This window comes from Virgibacillus subterraneus (assembly GCF_900110695.1).
GTDB lineage: Bacteria > Bacillota > Bacilli > Bacillales > Amphibacillaceae > Lentibacillus > Lentibacillus subterraneus.
Genome location: NZ_FOEH01000004.1, coordinates 119,374 through 135,904, shown reverse-complemented (window position 1 = coordinate 135,904; position 16,531 = coordinate 119,374). Strand labels below are relative to the sequence as shown.

The 16,531-nt window shown below is 36.2% G+C and carries 16 protein-coding genes; all 16 read left to right on the top strand.

The window, feature by feature from the left end; all coding sequences use genetic code 11:
- Positions 1 to 5: 5 nt before the first annotated feature.
- The 16 genes from flhA (at position 6) to BMY13_RS12405 (ending at position 16,529) form a co-directional block, all read left to right on the top strand.
- Positions 6 to 2,039, top strand: a complete 2,034-nt coding sequence (flhA, locus tag BMY13_RS12480; protein ID WP_092492934.1) for a flagellar biosynthesis protein FlhA — start codon at positions 6 to 8, stop codon at positions 2,037 to 2,039.
- Positions 2,036 to 3,151 carry a flagellar biosynthesis GTPase FlhF gene (gene flhF / locus BMY13_RS12475; RefSeq protein WP_092505011.1) on the top strand — a complete coding sequence of 372 codons (1,116 nt, stop codon included), beginning with the start codon at positions 2,036 to 2,038 and terminating at the stop codon, positions 3,149 to 3,151. Before flhA ends, flhF begins: the two co-directional genes overlap by 4 nt.
- Entirely contained in the window at positions 3,144 to 4,007 is an 864-nt protein-coding gene (locus BMY13_RS12470; RefSeq protein ID WP_092505009.1) for a MinD/ParA family protein, read from the top strand. The genes flhF and BMY13_RS12470 overlap by 8 nt, the downstream gene beginning before the upstream one ends.
- Positions 4,008 to 4,012: 5 nt before the next feature.
- Complete coding sequence (locus tag BMY13_RS12465) at positions 4,013 to 5,071, top strand: protein-glutamate methylesterase/protein-glutamine glutaminase (RefSeq protein ID WP_092505007.1); 1,059 nt, start codon at positions 4,013 to 4,015, stop codon at positions 5,069 to 5,071.
- A 1-nt stretch (position 5,072) separates the two neighbouring features.
- Entirely contained in the window at positions 5,073 to 7,097 is a 2,025-nt protein-coding gene (locus BMY13_RS12460; RefSeq protein ID WP_092505005.1) for a chemotaxis protein CheA, read from the top strand.
- 23 nt (positions 7,098 to 7,120) lie between these two features.
- Positions 7,121 to 7,591 carry a chemotaxis protein CheW gene (locus BMY13_RS12455; RefSeq protein WP_092505003.1) on the top strand — a complete coding sequence of 157 codons (471 nt, stop codon included), beginning with the start codon at positions 7,121 to 7,123 and terminating at the stop codon, positions 7,589 to 7,591.
- Between the two features lie 4 nt (positions 7,592 to 7,595).
- Positions 7,596 to 8,234, top strand: coding sequence for a chemotaxis protein CheC (locus BMY13_RS12450; protein ID WP_092492928.1), 639 nt, complete (start codon positions 7,596 to 7,598; stop codon positions 8,232 to 8,234).
- Entirely contained in the window at positions 8,227 to 8,724 is a 498-nt protein-coding gene (locus BMY13_RS12445) for a chemotaxis protein CheD (RefSeq protein ID WP_092492927.1), read from the top strand. Before BMY13_RS12450 ends, BMY13_RS12445 begins: the two co-directional genes overlap by 8 nt.
- 51 nt (positions 8,725 to 8,775) lie before the next feature.
- On the top strand, positions 8,776 to 9,555 hold the full coding sequence (locus tag BMY13_RS12440) for a FliA/WhiG family RNA polymerase sigma factor (protein WP_092492926.1): 780 nt from the start codon (positions 8,776 to 8,778) through the stop codon (positions 9,553 to 9,555).
- A 611-nt stretch (positions 9,556 to 10,166) separates the two neighbouring features.
- Entirely contained in the window at positions 10,167 to 10,475 is a 309-nt protein-coding gene (locus BMY13_RS12435; protein ID WP_245736102.1) for a hypothetical protein, read from the top strand.
- A 9-nt stretch (positions 10,476 to 10,484) separates the two neighbouring features.
- Positions 10,485 to 10,904, top strand: a complete 420-nt coding sequence (locus BMY13_RS12430) for a helix-turn-helix domain-containing protein (protein ID WP_092505001.1) — start codon at positions 10,485 to 10,487, stop codon at positions 10,902 to 10,904.
- Between the two features lie 927 nt (positions 10,905 to 11,831).
- Entirely contained in the window at positions 11,832 to 12,599 is a 768-nt protein-coding gene (gene rpsB, locus BMY13_RS12425; RefSeq protein WP_092504999.1) for a 30S ribosomal protein S2, read from the top strand.
- 190 nt (positions 12,600 to 12,789) lie between these two features.
- Positions 12,790 to 13,674 (top strand): translation elongation factor Ts, encoded by an 885-nt coding sequence (tsf, locus tag BMY13_RS12420; protein WP_092492922.1) that lies wholly within the window; start codon positions 12,790 to 12,792, stop codon positions 13,672 to 13,674.
- A 434-nt stretch (positions 13,675 to 14,108) separates the two neighbouring features.
- A complete protein-coding gene (pyrH, locus tag BMY13_RS12415; protein ID WP_092492921.1) occupies positions 14,109 to 14,831 on the top strand; it encodes a UMP kinase in 723 nt (240 codons plus the stop codon).
- A 2-nt stretch (positions 14,832 to 14,833) separates the two neighbouring features.
- Positions 14,834 to 15,391, top strand: coding sequence for a ribosome recycling factor (gene frr / locus BMY13_RS12410; protein WP_092492920.1), 558 nt, complete (start codon positions 14,834 to 14,836; stop codon positions 15,389 to 15,391).
- Between the two features lie 373 nt (positions 15,392 to 15,764).
- Positions 15,765 to 16,529 (top strand): undecaprenyl pyrophosphate synthase, encoded by a 765-nt coding sequence (locus tag BMY13_RS12405; RefSeq protein WP_092504997.1) that lies wholly within the window; start codon positions 15,765 to 15,767, stop codon positions 16,527 to 16,529.
- Positions 16,530 to 16,531 lie beyond the last annotated feature (2 nt).

The following is a 16,531-nucleotide window of genomic DNA, read 5'->3' as shown; positions in this document are numbered from 1 at the left end:
CATCTATGAAAGCACGTGATTTATCCGTACTTTTAGGAGTAATTTTAATAATAGTTATGCTTGTCGTCCCTTTACCGGGATGGCTATTAAGTATACTTATTTTATGTAATATATCTTTAGCACTTGTCGTTATTTTAGTTTCGATGAATACACGTGAGGCACTGCAGTTTTCTATATTTCCTTCTCTCTTATTGTTATTGACATTGTTTCGACTTGCTTTGAACGTTTCGACTACCAGATCAATATTATCTGAGGCAGAAGCTGGTGGAGTCATTGCTACATTCGGATCTTTTGTAATTGGCGATAACCCTCTTGTAGGCTTTGTTGTATTTGTTATTCTAGTAATTATTCAATTTTTAGTCATTACAAAAGGTGCAGAGAGAGTATCTGAAGTTGCTGCAAGATTCACATTAGATGCTATGCCTGGTAAGCAGATGAGTATTGATGCAGATTTGAATGCTGGATTGATTTCAGAGCAACAGGCTAAAGAACGACGTGAGAAAGTAGAAAGTGAAGCTGATTTCCATGGTGCTATGGATGGTGCAAGTAAATTCGTGAAAGGTGATGCCATAGCAGGGATTATTATTGTGTTAATTAATATTATCTTTGGACTTGTTATTGGTATGGTTCAGATGGACTTCACCTTTACGGAGGCAATGAATACATATATGCGTCTTACCGTTGGCGATGGATTAGTAAGTCAGATACCTGCACTATTAATAGCAACTGCTACAGGGATTGTAGTTACAAGAACAACATCAACCGGTAATTTGGGCAGTGATGTAACGGAACAGCTCCTGCAATACCCAAAACTGTTATTTATTGCAGCGGGAACATTATTCCTACTAGGGTTTACACCAATTAATTTCTTCCTAACAACAACGATGGCCGGACTATTAGCATTAGGCGGATATGTACTTCTTAGACCATCCGATGAAAAAGAAGAGACTGATATCGAGGAAGAGGAGCAGACCGAGTCATCATCAATGAAGTCACCTGAAAGTGTCGTAAATTTATTAAACATGGATCCGATTGAATTCGAATTTGGTTATGCACTTATTCCGTTGGTCGATGCTAGTCAAGGCGGAGATTTACTTGACCGGGTAGTAATGATTCGAAGACAGCTTGCTATCGAATTGGGTATTGTAGTTCCAGTAGTGCGAATTCGAGATAATATTCAGCTAAACCCGAATGAGTACCGGCTGAAAATAAAGGGAAATGAAGTCGCATTTGGAGAATTGTTGCTTGATCATTATCTAGCAATGACTCCAGACATAGATGATGAAGAGATAGATGGTATCGAGACAAAAGAGCCGGCATTTGGTTTACCGGCAAAGTGGATTAGTGAAGAGAATAAGGATGATGCAGAGTTATCCGGGTACACGGTGGTTGATCCTCCATCAGTTGTTTCGACTCATATCACGGAAATAATCAAACAAAATGCTCATGCGCTTTTGGGCCGTCAGGAAACAAAGCAGTTAATCGATCACTTGAAAGAAAACTATCCAATCCTGGTAGAGGAGGTTACTCCAGAGCCATTAGCAGTTGGCGATGTTCAAAAAGTTTTAGCTAAGCTGCTTAAAGAAAATATCTCGGTTCGGAATCTACCAATTATTTTTGAAACGTTGGCTGATTTTGCCAAGATGACAAATGACACAGAACTTTTAACCGAATATGTACGGCAAGCATTATCATCACAAATAACGAAACAATATGCAACTGATGATATGTCATTAAAAGTGATTACTGTTTCAGGAAAAGTAGAAAAAATGATTGCAGAAAGTATTCAACAGACTGAGCATGGTAATTACATAGCGTTAGACCCTGAGTCACAGCAAATTATCGTGAAAACACTCCATGATGAAGTAGAAAAGCTGACATTGCAAGAAGAAACAGCTGTTGTTCTATGCTCACCTGCAATCAGGATGTATCTAAAACAGTTATTAGATAGGTTCCTTCCACAAGTGGTTGTGCTATCGTATAACGAATTAGAACCAAGTGTTCAAATACAAAGTGTTGGAGTGGTGAATGTAGCATGAAGGTGAAAAAGTATGTAGCATCAACAATGCCAGAGGCCATGAATCGAATACGTAAAGAACTAGGACCTGAAGCTGTCATATTAAATTCAAAGGAGATTTTCCACGGTGGCTTTTTAGGGTTTTTTAAGAAAAGAAATATTGAAGTAATTGCGGCACTCGACCCACAGCCTCAGCCACCAAAAAAGCAGGAAACGTTAAAGGATACGAGTCGTGTCAATAAAACAGCGAATGTTGAAGATGGTACTATTTTAAATGAAATACGACACTTAAAGAAAATTATTGAAGTGCAGTCATCGCATAGAAATAACGATTATCCGGATGAGTATCAAGTTATTTTTTACCACTTGATAAATCAAGAAATTGATAAGGATTTGGCAGAAAGTATAATTGATACCATTCTTAGCAAACATGATAATTTACCAGAACATACTCCAACACAAGCTAGTATTTTGGATGATACAAAGGCAGAAATAGAAAACAGATTAAGTGAATTACCATTTGAGGGACTGACATATCAAAAGAAGATTATTCAATTTGTTGGTCCAACAGGGGTTGGAAAAACAACTACTATTGCAAAAGTAGCAGCGGCTAGTATGTTAAAGGACAACAAAAAGGTTGCACTTATTACTGCTGATACATATCGAATTGCGGCTATAGAACAATTAAAAACATATTCAAAGATACTAGATATACCAATTGAAGTCGCTTATAATATTGACGATTACAAGGATGCTGTTGAAAAGTTTAAATCCTATGATTTAATTCTTGTTGATACTGCTGGACGCAATTTTCGCGATGAAAAGTACGTAAAAGAACTGCAGAATAGTATTGAATTTAATGCTTCTATCGAAACGTATTTAGTATTATCCATGACAGCAAAGTCAAAAGATATAACAGAAATACACGATCAATTCAGGCATTTATCGATAAGTGAAGTTATTTTTACTAAAGTTGATGAGACAAGACAATATGGCAGCATGTTGAACATTGCGTTAAAGAAAAATGTAGGAGTGGCATTTATGACAAATGGGCAGGATGTACCGGACGATATAATTGAGCCGTCTCCGAAACTGATTAGTAACTATATAGTAGGTGAATATAGTGATGCATGATCAAGCTGCAAGCCTTAGACGTCAATTGGCAATTTCCAAAGACCCAAGACAGGGAAGAACAATAGCAGTAGTAAGTGGAAAGGGTGGTGTGGGAAAATCAAATGTCGCGTTAAACTTTTCATTAGAGCTACTTAATCAGGATAAGAAAGTTCTTCTGCTAGATTTGGATGTCGGAATGGGTAATATTGATATATTACTAGGTTTACATTCGGAGAAAACAATTGTTGATATGTTTACTGGTCACTTATCCGTTCATGATATTATAGAAACAGGACCACGTGGTTTGGCATATGTTGCAGCAGGGTCGGGGTTAACAGATCTTTTTATGATGGATCAGGAGAAAAGAGACTACTTCTATCAGCAATATGATGAATTAGTTAATATGTATGATTATATCATTTTTGATATGGGGGCAGGAGCAACAAATGATAGTCTATCATTAATTCTTGCATCTGATGAATGTGTTGTCGTCACCACGCCAGAACCGACATCCATTACTGATGCGTATGGCATGATAAAGCACATTTTAAATAAGCAAAGAAATATGCCAATATCAGTTATTATGAACCGCTCAGCTTCTGTGAAAAGTGGATACCAAGCATTGGATAGATTTCAAAGGGTTGTTACTCAATTTTTAGATGTAGAAATTCAGAAGCTGGGCATACTCCCTGATGATAAAATAGTATCAACTGCAGTAATCCGCCAAATACCATACGTTCTATTAAATGAAAAGGCTGCTGTATCTAAGGCTATTAAAGAAATTGTCAACAACTACACATCATATGGAACTGAATATCAGCAACAAAAATCTACTTCCTTTGTAACAAAATTAAAGCAGTTTATGATGGAGAGGTAATTCACATGACGCCCATACGCATTGTAGTGATTGATGATTCAGCATTTATGCGTAAAATAATCACAGATATGTTATCCAGTGATAATCGAATCGAAGTAGTTGCTGCAGCAAGAAATGGCCAGGATGGACTTCAAAAAGTTCATAAACATAAGCCAGATGTTGTTACACTCGATGTTGAAATGCCGGTAATGGATGGAATTACAGCATTACAACATATTATGGAGCAAATACCAACTCCAGTAATTATGCTCTCAAGTGCGACAAAAGAAGGCACATCCAAGACAGTCCAGGCAATATCTGAAGGGGCAGTTGAATTTATAACAAAGCCTACAGGAGTAAATTCCATAGACACAGCTCAAATGAAAGAAGTGATAATAACTAAGGTTATTGTTGCTTCACAAGCGAAAATAGTTAAAAAGAGACCCTTAAAGGAAAATGGCAGCGTAACAGATACTACTGTTCTGCGAAGATATTCCAAATCAATTGTAACTATAGGGGCATCTACTGGTGGACCGAAAGCACTTAAACGGGTTTTAAGCGATTTGCCAGGTAACATTCCGGCATCTATATTGATTGTGCAGCATATGCCTCCAGGGTTTACCAAGTCACTTGCCGAACGATTAGATAAATTAGCTAATATTCATATTAAAGAAGCATCCCATGGAGAATTTATAAATGAAGGAACTGCATATATTGCACCAGGAAATTATCATATGAAGTTGAACACTGTTGGAACTGCGCATGTTATTGAGTTGACTCAGGAAAAACCAAGAAATGGGCATAGACCTGCAGTTGATGTTCTTTTTGAATCATTGGCAAAAGTTGAAAAGGTTAACAAAATTTCTGCTGTGTTAACTGGAATGGGCAGTGATGGATCACAGGGAATAAATGATTTGAAAGAATCTGACCCAGAATCAGTTATAATTGCCGAAGCGGAAGAATCATCTGTTGTATATGGAATGCCTAAAGCAGCTGTGAAAACAAACCGCGTCAATCATATTGTTCATTTACATCAAGTAGGGGATACCATTACGAAGTTAGTAAATAGATCAGGGGGGACGTAAAATGGATACAACACAATATTTAGATGTGTTTATTGATGAAAGCACAGAGCACTTGGAAGAGTTATACAAACAGTTACTTGAATTGGAGAAAAATCCGGAAGACAAAAAGATTATAGATGAAATATTTCGGGCTGCACATACATTGAAAGGTATGTCTGCAACTATGGGCTATACGGATGTAGCTAACTTAACGCATAAGTTGGAAAACATTTTTGATGGTATCAGGTACGATAAAATAGCTGTCCAATCTGACATGATTGATATTCTTTTTGAAGCGGTTGATCAGTTAAACGCAATTGTTGAAGATATCGGAAACGGAGGAGACGGAAAACGAGATGTAAGCCATATTGTTATATATCTGGATAAAATTGAAAAAGGTGAAAAGGAAATAATTAATGATAAAGCCAATGAAAACGGTTCAAGTGAAACCTTTAATACACTTGAAACTGTTAAATCATTAGACCAGTTTGAGATTTCCATTTTAAAAGAATCATCAGAACGCGGTTTTTTTAACTATGAAATATCAGTACACTTAAGCGAAGATTGTTTACTAAAAGGTGCTCGTGTTTTTATGGTATTTGAAGTATTAGAGAAACTTGGAGAGGTTATTAAATCCGAACCATCTGTTAATGAGCTGGAAGAAGAGAACTTTGAAAATTCTTTTACAATGCTTCTAGTATCTCAATTTGAAGAAGAAGAAATACAATCGAAAATTATGAAAGTGTCAGAAATTGAAAAAGTTAACGTAAATCACTTTTCAATAGATACATATACACAGGAGCAGAAGAATAAAGAGTCTGCGATGGAAATCCGTGAGGAAAAGGAATTGCCAGAAAAAAATAAAGATGAAGGAAAAAGTACTGGTAAGAGCACTCTAAGTAAAACAATTCGGGTAAATATTGATCGCCTGGATGTTTTAATGAACTTATTTGAGGAATTGGTTATTGACCGTGGGCGTTTAGAGCAAATTTCATTGGAGCTTGATAACAACGATTTGCAGGAAACTGTCGAGCGTATGACACGTGTGTCCGGAGACTTGCAAAATATCATTCTAACAATGCGAATGGTACCAATTGATCAGGTGTTTAATCGATTTCCGCGTATGATAAGGCAAATTGCACGTGATTTAAATAAAATTGTGGAAATTGACATCATTGGTGCAGAAACGGAATTAGACCGAACAGTTATTGATGAAGTCGGCGATCCATTGGTCCATCTAATAAGAAATGCAATGGATCACGGGATTGAATTACCACAAGAGCGAAAAGCAAAAGGAAAGCCCGAGAAAGGAACAATTACGCTAGAGGCATACCATAGTGGAAATCATGTGTTCATTGAAATATCAGATGATGGTGCCGGGATTAATAAACAAAAAGTACTTGAAAAGGCAATTACTAACCAAGTAATAAGCAGTGCACATGCTGAGACCCTATCAGATCAACAAATCTATGATCTAATTATGGAAAGCGGATTCTCAACAGCAGACGCAATTTCCGATTTGTCGGGACGTGGTGTAGGGTTGGATGTTGTGAAGAATACAATAGAGTCATTAGGTGGCGGTATAACAATTGACGCAACAGTCGATAAAGGGTCAAAATTTTCGATTCAATTACCGTTAACCTTATCAATAATGTCTGTGTTGTTAGTAGAATTACAAAATGAAAAGTATGCAGTTCCATTATCATCAATAATTGAGACTTCCATCATTCATAAAGACCGGATCATGTATGCTCATAATAAAAGCGTAATAGATTTTCGGGGTAAAGTAGTACCGCTAGCTTATTTGAGTGAGATTTTTACTGTTCCACAAACAAATAAAGAAGATCAAGAATATTTATCGGTTGTCATTGTTCGTAAAGGAGATAAAATGGCTGGACTTGTTGTCGATTCGTTGATTGGTCAGCAGGAAGTCGTATTAAAATCATTAGGAGATTATTTATCTAACACTTTTGCTATATCTGGAGCAACTATTCTGGGAGACGGAGAAGTAGCCTTGATTATTGACAGTAACGCTCTAATTAAATAAAAACTGAAATTGGAGGAATTAAAATGAACAATGAGACAATTGTTGATCGTAAGGTAATTATTTTTCAATTAAATGATGAAGAATATGCTGTATCAGTACAGCAAGTAGGTTCAATTGAGCGAATCCAACCGATAACAAGAGTTCCACAAACTGCTGATTTCGTTAAAGGGGTTATTAATTTACGTGGGGTCGTTACACCGATAATCGATCTTAGAATCCGCTTTGGGTTAAAGGAAACTGAGTTCACAGAATCCAGTCGGATCATCATTGTTTACCTTGATGAAATGGAGGTAGGTCTGATTGTTGATGCTGCAAACGATGTAATTGATATTCCAGAAGACACGATTGAACCAGCGCCAGAAGTAATAGGGTCAGTAGATGTTGATTATATTGACGGTGTTGCAAAACTTGATAATCGTTTACTAATACTGCTCAATTTACGAAAGGTTTTAACTAAAGAGGAAATAAACGAGTTAAAATCAGTGGAAGGTTAATAGGATGGAAGATATAAGTCGTCTTTCAACAGTACAAATGGATGTGTTGCGGGAAATAGGAAATATTGGTGCTGGAAATGCAGCTACATCTATGTCGAAATTAATTAATAAAAAAATTGATATGCAGGTTCCTTCTGTGAATGTTGTGGCGTTCGATGAAGTGATGGAGATGATAGGTGGTCCAGAAACGCCCATCGTTGGAATTATGATACACATTTCGGGTGAGGCTACAGGAAAAGTTTATTTTATTCTAAGTATTGAGGAAGCTGAATCATTGGTAAAAAGTATTACCAATGAACATGACTTTAATTTATTAAGTGATAAAGAACCAAATGAATTGGTACTTTCTGCATTAAAAGAAACAGGCAATATACTAACTGGATCCTATATTACTGCCCTATCTGATTTCACAAGCCTTCAGATGCAACCATCAGTACCATATTTAAGTATTGATATGGCTGGAGCTGTATTGACAGTTGGCTTAATTGAAGTATCACAAGTTACTGATTATGCCATAATTATTGATACCAAAATTAATGATAGTGAATCTGCTGATGGGATACATGGTAATTTCTTTTTTCTGCCAGATCCGGAAGCGTTTCCTAAAATATTTAAAGTATTGGGAATTGAAAATAATGGATGATACACAAATAGTGGTAAAGGTTAGAATTGCTGATTTGAATATTGTAAAAGCACCACATCTAATACGCACATCAGGCCTTGGATCATGTGTAGGTGTAGTTTTATATGACTTATCACGTAAAGTTGCAGGATTAGCACATGTGATGTTGCCGGACTCTAACCTTGCGAAACAGTTAAATATGAATGAATTTAAATATGCCAATACTGCTATAGACTATTTAATTAAAGAATTATGCACAAATGGTGCGAGAAAATATGCTTTACAAGCTAAGTTAGCCGGTGGTGCACAAATGTTTCAATTTGAATCATCTAATGATTTAATGCGGATTGGTCCAAGAAATGTACAAGCTATCCAAGAGAAGCTAAGACAATATGGAATACCAGTTGTAGCTATGGATGTTGGTGGTAACAGTGGCAGAACAATTGATTTTGACCCTGCCACAGGTAACTTGAAAATACGTACAGTAAATAAAGGTGAATTGGTCATATAGCATAAAATTAGAAGTCCCCATTTACTATAAATAAAAGGGAGGAGCAATCAAATGACAACTAATAAATCTCCTCTAGAGCAAAAACTGTGGAAAAACTGGCTAGAAAACAAAGATAATGAAGCCGCAAATGAATTAATTGAAAATTATATGTATCTAGTAACCTTTCACGTCGAAAGAGTTTCGAGTCACCTGCCAAGTAATGTTAATAAAGATGACTTGAAGAGCTTTGGATTGATGGGCTTATTTGATGCGTTAAATAAATTTGAACACAATCGTAATCTTAAATTTGATACATACGCATCGTTTCGTATACGTGGTGCTATTATTGATGGGCTAAGAAAGGAAGATTGGCTACCAAGATCCATTAGAGAAAAGACTAAAAGAATTGAGAAAGTGTCCCAGGAGTTGGAGCAAAGTTATCAGCGTATTCCAACTGCTGATGAGATTGCTGCTAAGTTAGAAATACCTGTACATGAAGTGGAAGAATTGGTAAAAGACTCCCTTTTTGCAAACATATTGTCAATTGAAGAAAAACCTAAAGATAATTCAGCAGAACATAAAGAGGGTATTGGTTATACCATACCTGATGAATCTTCCATTTCACCAGATGATCATATGCTTCAAACAGAAATAAAACAGGAACTAACAGAAAGTATTAAACTGTTAAATGAAAATGAACAGATGGTTGTTAGTTTATTTTATCATCAGGAACTCACTTTAACAGAGATAGGGCAAGTTCTGGAATTGACGACTTCCCGTATATCGCAAATTCACAGAAAAGCTATTTTCAAATTAAAAAACACAATTAATAAAATGCAATCTACCCAATAAACAAGAGAGTAAAATTTTAGAATTCCTGGTCCTTATGGGTCAAGAAGATTAAAAACGTGAGCAATGTTCGTTATCGGACCGAGAAACACGCAGAAAGTTTGGAACAAAGGTAGGTAAATGCACCCTCGCCAGCAGTGGAAATATACCCACGGAAAGTGTGTATATTTCCACCGTGGCGCTAAGAAAAATCAACCAACAGGGAAGATCGTTTTTTAAGAACATGAATTACATAGCACAACATCAATGCAAAATGACAAGTCTTTTATCAAAGAGGTAATATAATTGATGGTTCTTTCTCTGCTGGTAAGTTAGTAGAAGCAAAGCATACCAAACAGAAATTATACTTGGTGTTAACAAAAAGGTAGTTGATCATGAGAAAAAATTATTGGCACAAAAAGAGGAATTACAAGCAACACTATCGAAATAAAAGACAATTGAGAATAAATCAATAGATGAATTCCTTCTGATTATATGAGGTCAAGTTAATTCAAGTGAAATTATTACTTTTGGAAGATATAAACGTAAAAGTGATAGAAATCATCAATATATATAAATGAAGTTAGGCAATAATGAAATTGTTATGCAAAGTATAAAATAGAAAATTAAGGGAAGTGATTCTGTTGAGCTGGAAATCAATAGAAATGCAGGTGGCGCTTCCAAGGACACAAGATGCAGGAAAACTTCAAGAACAAATGCTGAAACAAAACCAGCACTTTCAAGAGTCGCTTGCGCAAAGTCAATTAAAAGATATTGAACAGAAACGTAAGCGGGTACAAGAGTTTGAAAGCATTAATGACGTTAAAATTAAGGACGAAGATGAACAGGGTGTTAATAATTCAGAAGAACAGAAAGCTAAATCTGAGTATGATGAATTTGCAGAACATCCTTACTTGGGTAAAAAAATTGATTTTAGTGGATAGAGGGATACGATGACATCAATGTTACTTATAATAAGTTTTTTGTTACACTTAGTTGCTTTAGTAGCAATCTTTCAATTGTTCAAACAGCTTCAGCTATTAAAAAAGGATAGTTCACAAGATATTATGGAACTATTGGAAACATATTTAGAGGAAATTAAAGAAGAAAACCGTTTTTTAGAGGAAGAAATTGGGAAGACTAATTCTGAGACCGTTGCTCCATCATCGATAGAATTTGAAGCAGAACAGAAAGAAGAAAATGTACCTGAATATATCCCTGAGTCTGCTAAAGTTGTAGATGATTCCGAAACTTCAATGCAAGCAAAAATACTACAGCTTTATGATCAAGGATTAAAAGTGGAAGATATCGCACGACGGTTGAACTGTGGAAAAACTGAAGCAGAGCTAATAATAAAACTGCATGGTAAATAAACCAAGAGAATTACCCTGTCTATCTGACTTATGGATAGGTAGAGCATCTCCATTCTAAAAGTTCGTTGTGAAACAAAATCTGTAAACTGCAACATAATGCGGAAAAACACTTAAGCACTATGATACCCCTCTGGAAATACACTTCACTAACCTTAGAGCAACGCTCCAGCTTCCTCAGAAGCAAAAACCGCTTCCTGCGGGATCTTCAGCTGTTGCTACGACGAACAGGACGTTCTAGTACCGGCGTTGGTCGCAGAGGTGACCGTTTTTAGCCAGTTTCCTGCAGTAGTCTTCGTGTATTTCCTGCGCTGGATTTTACTCATTATGTCCTATAATTAGCAAAATGTATTTGATGGATTTAAATAAGATCTAAATCATTTAAACGAGCAGTTGGAATTACGAGACACTGCGGAAAGCGAGCCTAAGAAACCCCACAGTGAGCGTTTTTTGCTAGCGAGGCAGACTAAGCACGCCACGTCCTGTGGCAACGTCTGCACTAGCACGTCATATGCGTCGAAGGCTCGTGGTAAGCTAAGGAGGACACTGTAAAAGCGGCTGCTTGAGAAGATGTCGCCTTGGTACCCGGAGCGGTGAAAGCAGTTGCGTGGGCAGAGAGTCATGTAATATACTGAGAGTTGGTTACCTTTAGTCTGTGTTGGAGTTTATATCGCCTGCAATGGTTAAAGAGCGGTATAATTTACGAATAGAACAAAAAAATATTATTGTTTATGAGAAAACTATTAATAAAACTTGATTGCGAATATCTGATATGGTATATTTATTTTTGGTGTAAATACTATGTTCACCGATCGAAAGTGAGCAAGTTAAACAACACACGTTTAGTGATTTGGGTAAATGGTGCCATTTAATGGTCTTTATGCAAAAATGACCTAAGCGGAGGAATAAAACCAATAGGAGGAATTTTTTATGTCAGTAATTTCGATGAAACAATTGTTGGAGGCTGGTGTACATTTCGGTCACCAGACACGCCGTTGGAATCCAAAGATGAAGAAATATATCTTCACAGAGCGTAACGGTATTTATATCATTGACCTTCAAAAAACAGTTAAGAAGGTAGATGAAGCGTACAAATACGTTAAAGAAATCGCATCAAATGGCGGTACAGTTCTTTTTGTAGGTACAAAAAAACAAGCGCAGGACTCAGTTCGTGATGAAGCAACTCGTTCTGGCATGTACTATATTAACCAACGCTGGTTAGGTGGAACATTAACTAATTTCCAAACAATCCGTAAACGTATCAACCGTCTTAAAGATATTGAGCGTATGGAAGAGGATGGTACTTTTGAAGTACTTCCTAAAAAAGAAGTAGTAGACTTATTGAAAGAAAAAGATCGCTTAGTTAAATTTCTAGGTGGAATAAAAGAAATGAAAAAACTTCCAGACGCTATGTTTGTAATCGATCCGCGTAAAGAACGCATTGCGATTGCTGAAGCACATAAATTGAATATTCCGATTATCGGAATGGTCGACACAAATTGTGACCCAGATGAAATTGACTATGTTATCCCAGCGAACGATGATGCAATTCGTGCTGTCAAGCTTTTAACATCTAAAATAGCAGACGCTATTCTAGAAGTGAAGCAAGGCGAAGAAACTGAAGAAGTAGAAGCGCAAGCAAAAGCACAAGTTGAAGAAGCTGTCGCTGTAGACAACGCTGAAACTGATAAAGAGTAGTATTGTAAAAGGTCGGGTGATAAGGGGATAAGCCTTTTATCACCCTTTTTTGCAGCTATGAATGTATAAATACTTTCCTGCTGCATAAGTGCAATTAAGGCTTGCACTTCAAAGTATAAGGGTTTTAAGTAAAATTGACACATAGGTTTTGCAAAAAAAATATAGTTTCACATTACAAGGAGGATTTACAATGGACATTACCGCTAAAATGGTTAAAGAACTTCGAGAAAGAACCGGCGCAGGAATGATGGACTGTAAGAAAGCACTTCAAGAAACAGATGGAGACATCGATAAAGCAATTGACTTCTTACGTGAAAAAGGTGTTGCAAAAGCAGCGAAAAAAGCAGACCGCGTTGCTGCTGAAGGGTTAACACATATTGAGATTGATAATAATTCTGCTGTGCTTTTAGAAGTTAACTGCGAAACAGACTTTGTAACTAAAAATGATCAATTTAAACAATTGCTATCTGAACTAGGTAAACATATTGTGAAGCAAAATCCTGAAACAGTTGAAGAAGCTTTACAGCAAAACCTTCATGGTGAAGGTGATAAAGTTGAATCATACATCAACTCTATAATTGCTAAAATTGGAGAAAAGATTTCACTTCGCCGTTTTACACTTTTGAACAAAACGGATAATGATGCGTTTGGTGCTTATCTTCATATGGGAGGCAGTATTGGTGTACTTTCTTTACTTGAAGGAACAACTGATGATGAAGTTGCGAAAGATATAGCTATGCATGCAGCAGCTGTTAGTCCACGTTATGTATCACGTGATGCAGTGTCTGAAGATGAAGTAAACCGTGAGCGCGAGGTATTAAAAACACAGGCTTTAAATGAAGGTAAGCCAGAAAAAATCGTTGAAAAAATGGTTGAGGGTCGTCTAGGTAAATTCTTTGAAGAAATTTGTCTTTTGGAACAAAATTTTGTCAAAGATCCAGATCAAAAAGTAAAGAATTATGTAGCTGATAAAGGTGCTGAAGTGAAAACGTTTGTTCGCTATGAAGTAGGCGAAGGTATGGAAAAACGTGAAGAAAATTTCGCTGAAGAAGTAAAGAGCCAAATGAAAAAATAATAAATTCTAAAAATAGGGAACACGTAACTGTTGTTCCCTATTTCTGGAGTAAGATAGTATAAATCTTTTGCGTTACGTACTTTGGTTACTGTGTAAGCAACATCTGGCTCCAGCACCCAGTGACTAGTGGATTTCCTACACCTCCTTATTTTAAGGAATAAATGATGTTCGACTAAAACCACCACATCCTGTGACAATGTCGACCCAACCGCGATGCGTGGGCGCGATTCATACGTCACTAAACGGCAGCTTACGCTTTTGTTCATAGTTGAGATAGTATAAATACTTTCTTACTACATTAAGTTCAACTAAGGGGTTCGCCATTAAGGCTTAGCGATAAGCCAAGTTTTCTAACTAGTACTAATAGGTACAATACTTGACCTGTACTTAACAAGCATTAATATAAACAATATTATATTTCTATGGAGGTAATTATGACAACAGCTCAGTACCGTAGAATTGTGTTAAAATTAAGTGGTGAGGCTTTAAGCGGAAAAGAAGGCTATGGAATAGAACCACAGGTAATTCAATCTATTGCCGCGCAAGTGAAAGAAGTAGCAGAATTAGGTGTAGAGGTAGCAATTGTAGTTGGTGGAGGAAATATCTGGCGTGGTAAAGTCGGTAGTGAAATGGGAATGGATCGTGCGACAGCTGATTATATGGGGATGCTGGCTACAATTATGAATTCTCTAGCACTTCAGGATAGCCTAGAAAATAATGGGATTCAGACCCGCGTCCAAACGTCTATTGAAATGCGACAAGTGGCTGAACCATATATAAGAAGAAAAGCAATTCGCCATCTCGAAAAGAAACGTGTTGTCATTTTTGCAGCAGGGACTGGAAATCCATTTTTCTCAACTGATACTACAGCAGCGTTACGGGCAGCAGAAATCGAAGCAGAAGTTATTTTAATGGCAAAAAATAATGTTGATGGAGTATATTCTGATGATCCAAAAGTTAATAAAAAAGCAGAAAAGTATACGGAGATATCATATTTGGAAATGCTAAATGAAGGTCTCGGTGTAATGGACTCTACAGCATCATCATTATGTATGGATAATGATATTCCACTAATTGTATTCTCAATTACCGAAGAAGGTAATATTAAAAGAGTGGTACAAGGTGAACCAATAGGAACAACAATAAGGGGGAAATAAAGATGTCAGATGTTATATTGAAGGAGACTCGTAGTAAAATGGAGCACGCAGTTCAGGCATTCTCAAAAAGCCTAGCAACAGTACGTGCTGGTCGCGCCAACCCATCGCTTTTGGACAGCATTTATGTTAATTATTATGGTGCGTCAACACCACTTAATCAATTAGCAACTATATCTGCACCAGAAGCTAGATTACTGGTCATTACACCATTTGATAAATCATCGATTGGTGATGTAGAAAAGGCTATACAAAAATCAGATTTAGGGTTGTCACCTTCAAATGATGGGAATGTTATCCGTATAAATATACCGTCTCTAACAGAAGAACGTCGTAAGGATTTAGTTAAAGTCGTTGGAAAATACGCCGAAGAGGGACGTGTACAGGTAAGGAATATTCGTCGTGAATCGAATGATCAACTAAAAAAAGCTGAGAAAAATAATGATCTAACTGAAGATGAACTCAAAAGTGCACAAGATGATGTGCAAAAAGAAACAAATAATCATATTGATAAGATTGATCAGCTAGCAAAAGGCAAGGAAAAGGAAATTCTTGAGGTTTAAATATATGGTGAGTCAAATAAGAAGCTTTAGCCCTCTTGTTTAAGAGGGCTTTTATTTCCAGTTCAAACGTATTAAAATAGTAAAGCTAGATCATTGATCATATAAATGTTATAAATGGTTTTTCCTTAAAATATAAGCAAAACTATCCTTTCTAAATATAGGTATAAGGCAGGTTTTTCTTATATTTTAATGAAATTCTTATAAAAATTTAATCATTATAATGCTATAATGGTGATTCATCCTAATAATATGAAATGATTTAATGTATCTAATATCGTTGGAACCAGGCGACAGGATGAGTTTTCTAATCCTTCATATTGATTATATTTAAAAGGGTTGTATAATGATAATCAACCATATCGGAGGACAAATTATGTCAATGAAGCTTCCTTTTTTAAAAAATAAACAACTAAAAGATTTAAGTGAAGAGAACGATCTTGATAATATACCAAATCATGTTGCTATCATAATGGATGGTAATGGACGATGGGCAAAAAAAAGAGGGTTACCCCGGATAGCTGGACATAAAGAAGGAATGAATGTTGTAAAAGAAATCGTCAAAGCAGCAAGAAATTCTAATGTAAAGATTCTGACATTATATGCTTTTTCCACAGAAAACTGGAAACGGCCCAAATCCGAAGTTGACTTTTTAATGAAATTGCCTAAAGAGTTTCTACATATATATTTGCCGGAGCTTATGGAAAATAAAGTGAGAATTAATACGATAGGTGATTTTGATGCCCTTCCTGATCATACCAAAGAAGCTATACATTATGCGAAAGAGAAGACAAAAAATAATGATGGCTTATTATTAAATTTTGCTTTAAACTATGGTAGTAGATTCGAAATCATGCGAGCCATCAAACAAGTTATGACAGATATTGATGGCTCAAAACTATCGATTGACAATTTAGACGAAAACACATTCTCAGAGTATCTATATACGAAAGATTTAACAGACCCTGATTTATTGATAAGAACAAGTGGTGAACAACGATTAAGTAATTTTCTATTGTGGCAGGTAGCTTATTCAGAATTTTGGTTTACAGACGTTTTATGGCCAGATTTTTCAGAAGAAATATTTAAAAATGCCCTCCATGATTATCAACAGCGAAAAAGAAGATATGGAGGTATTTAAGG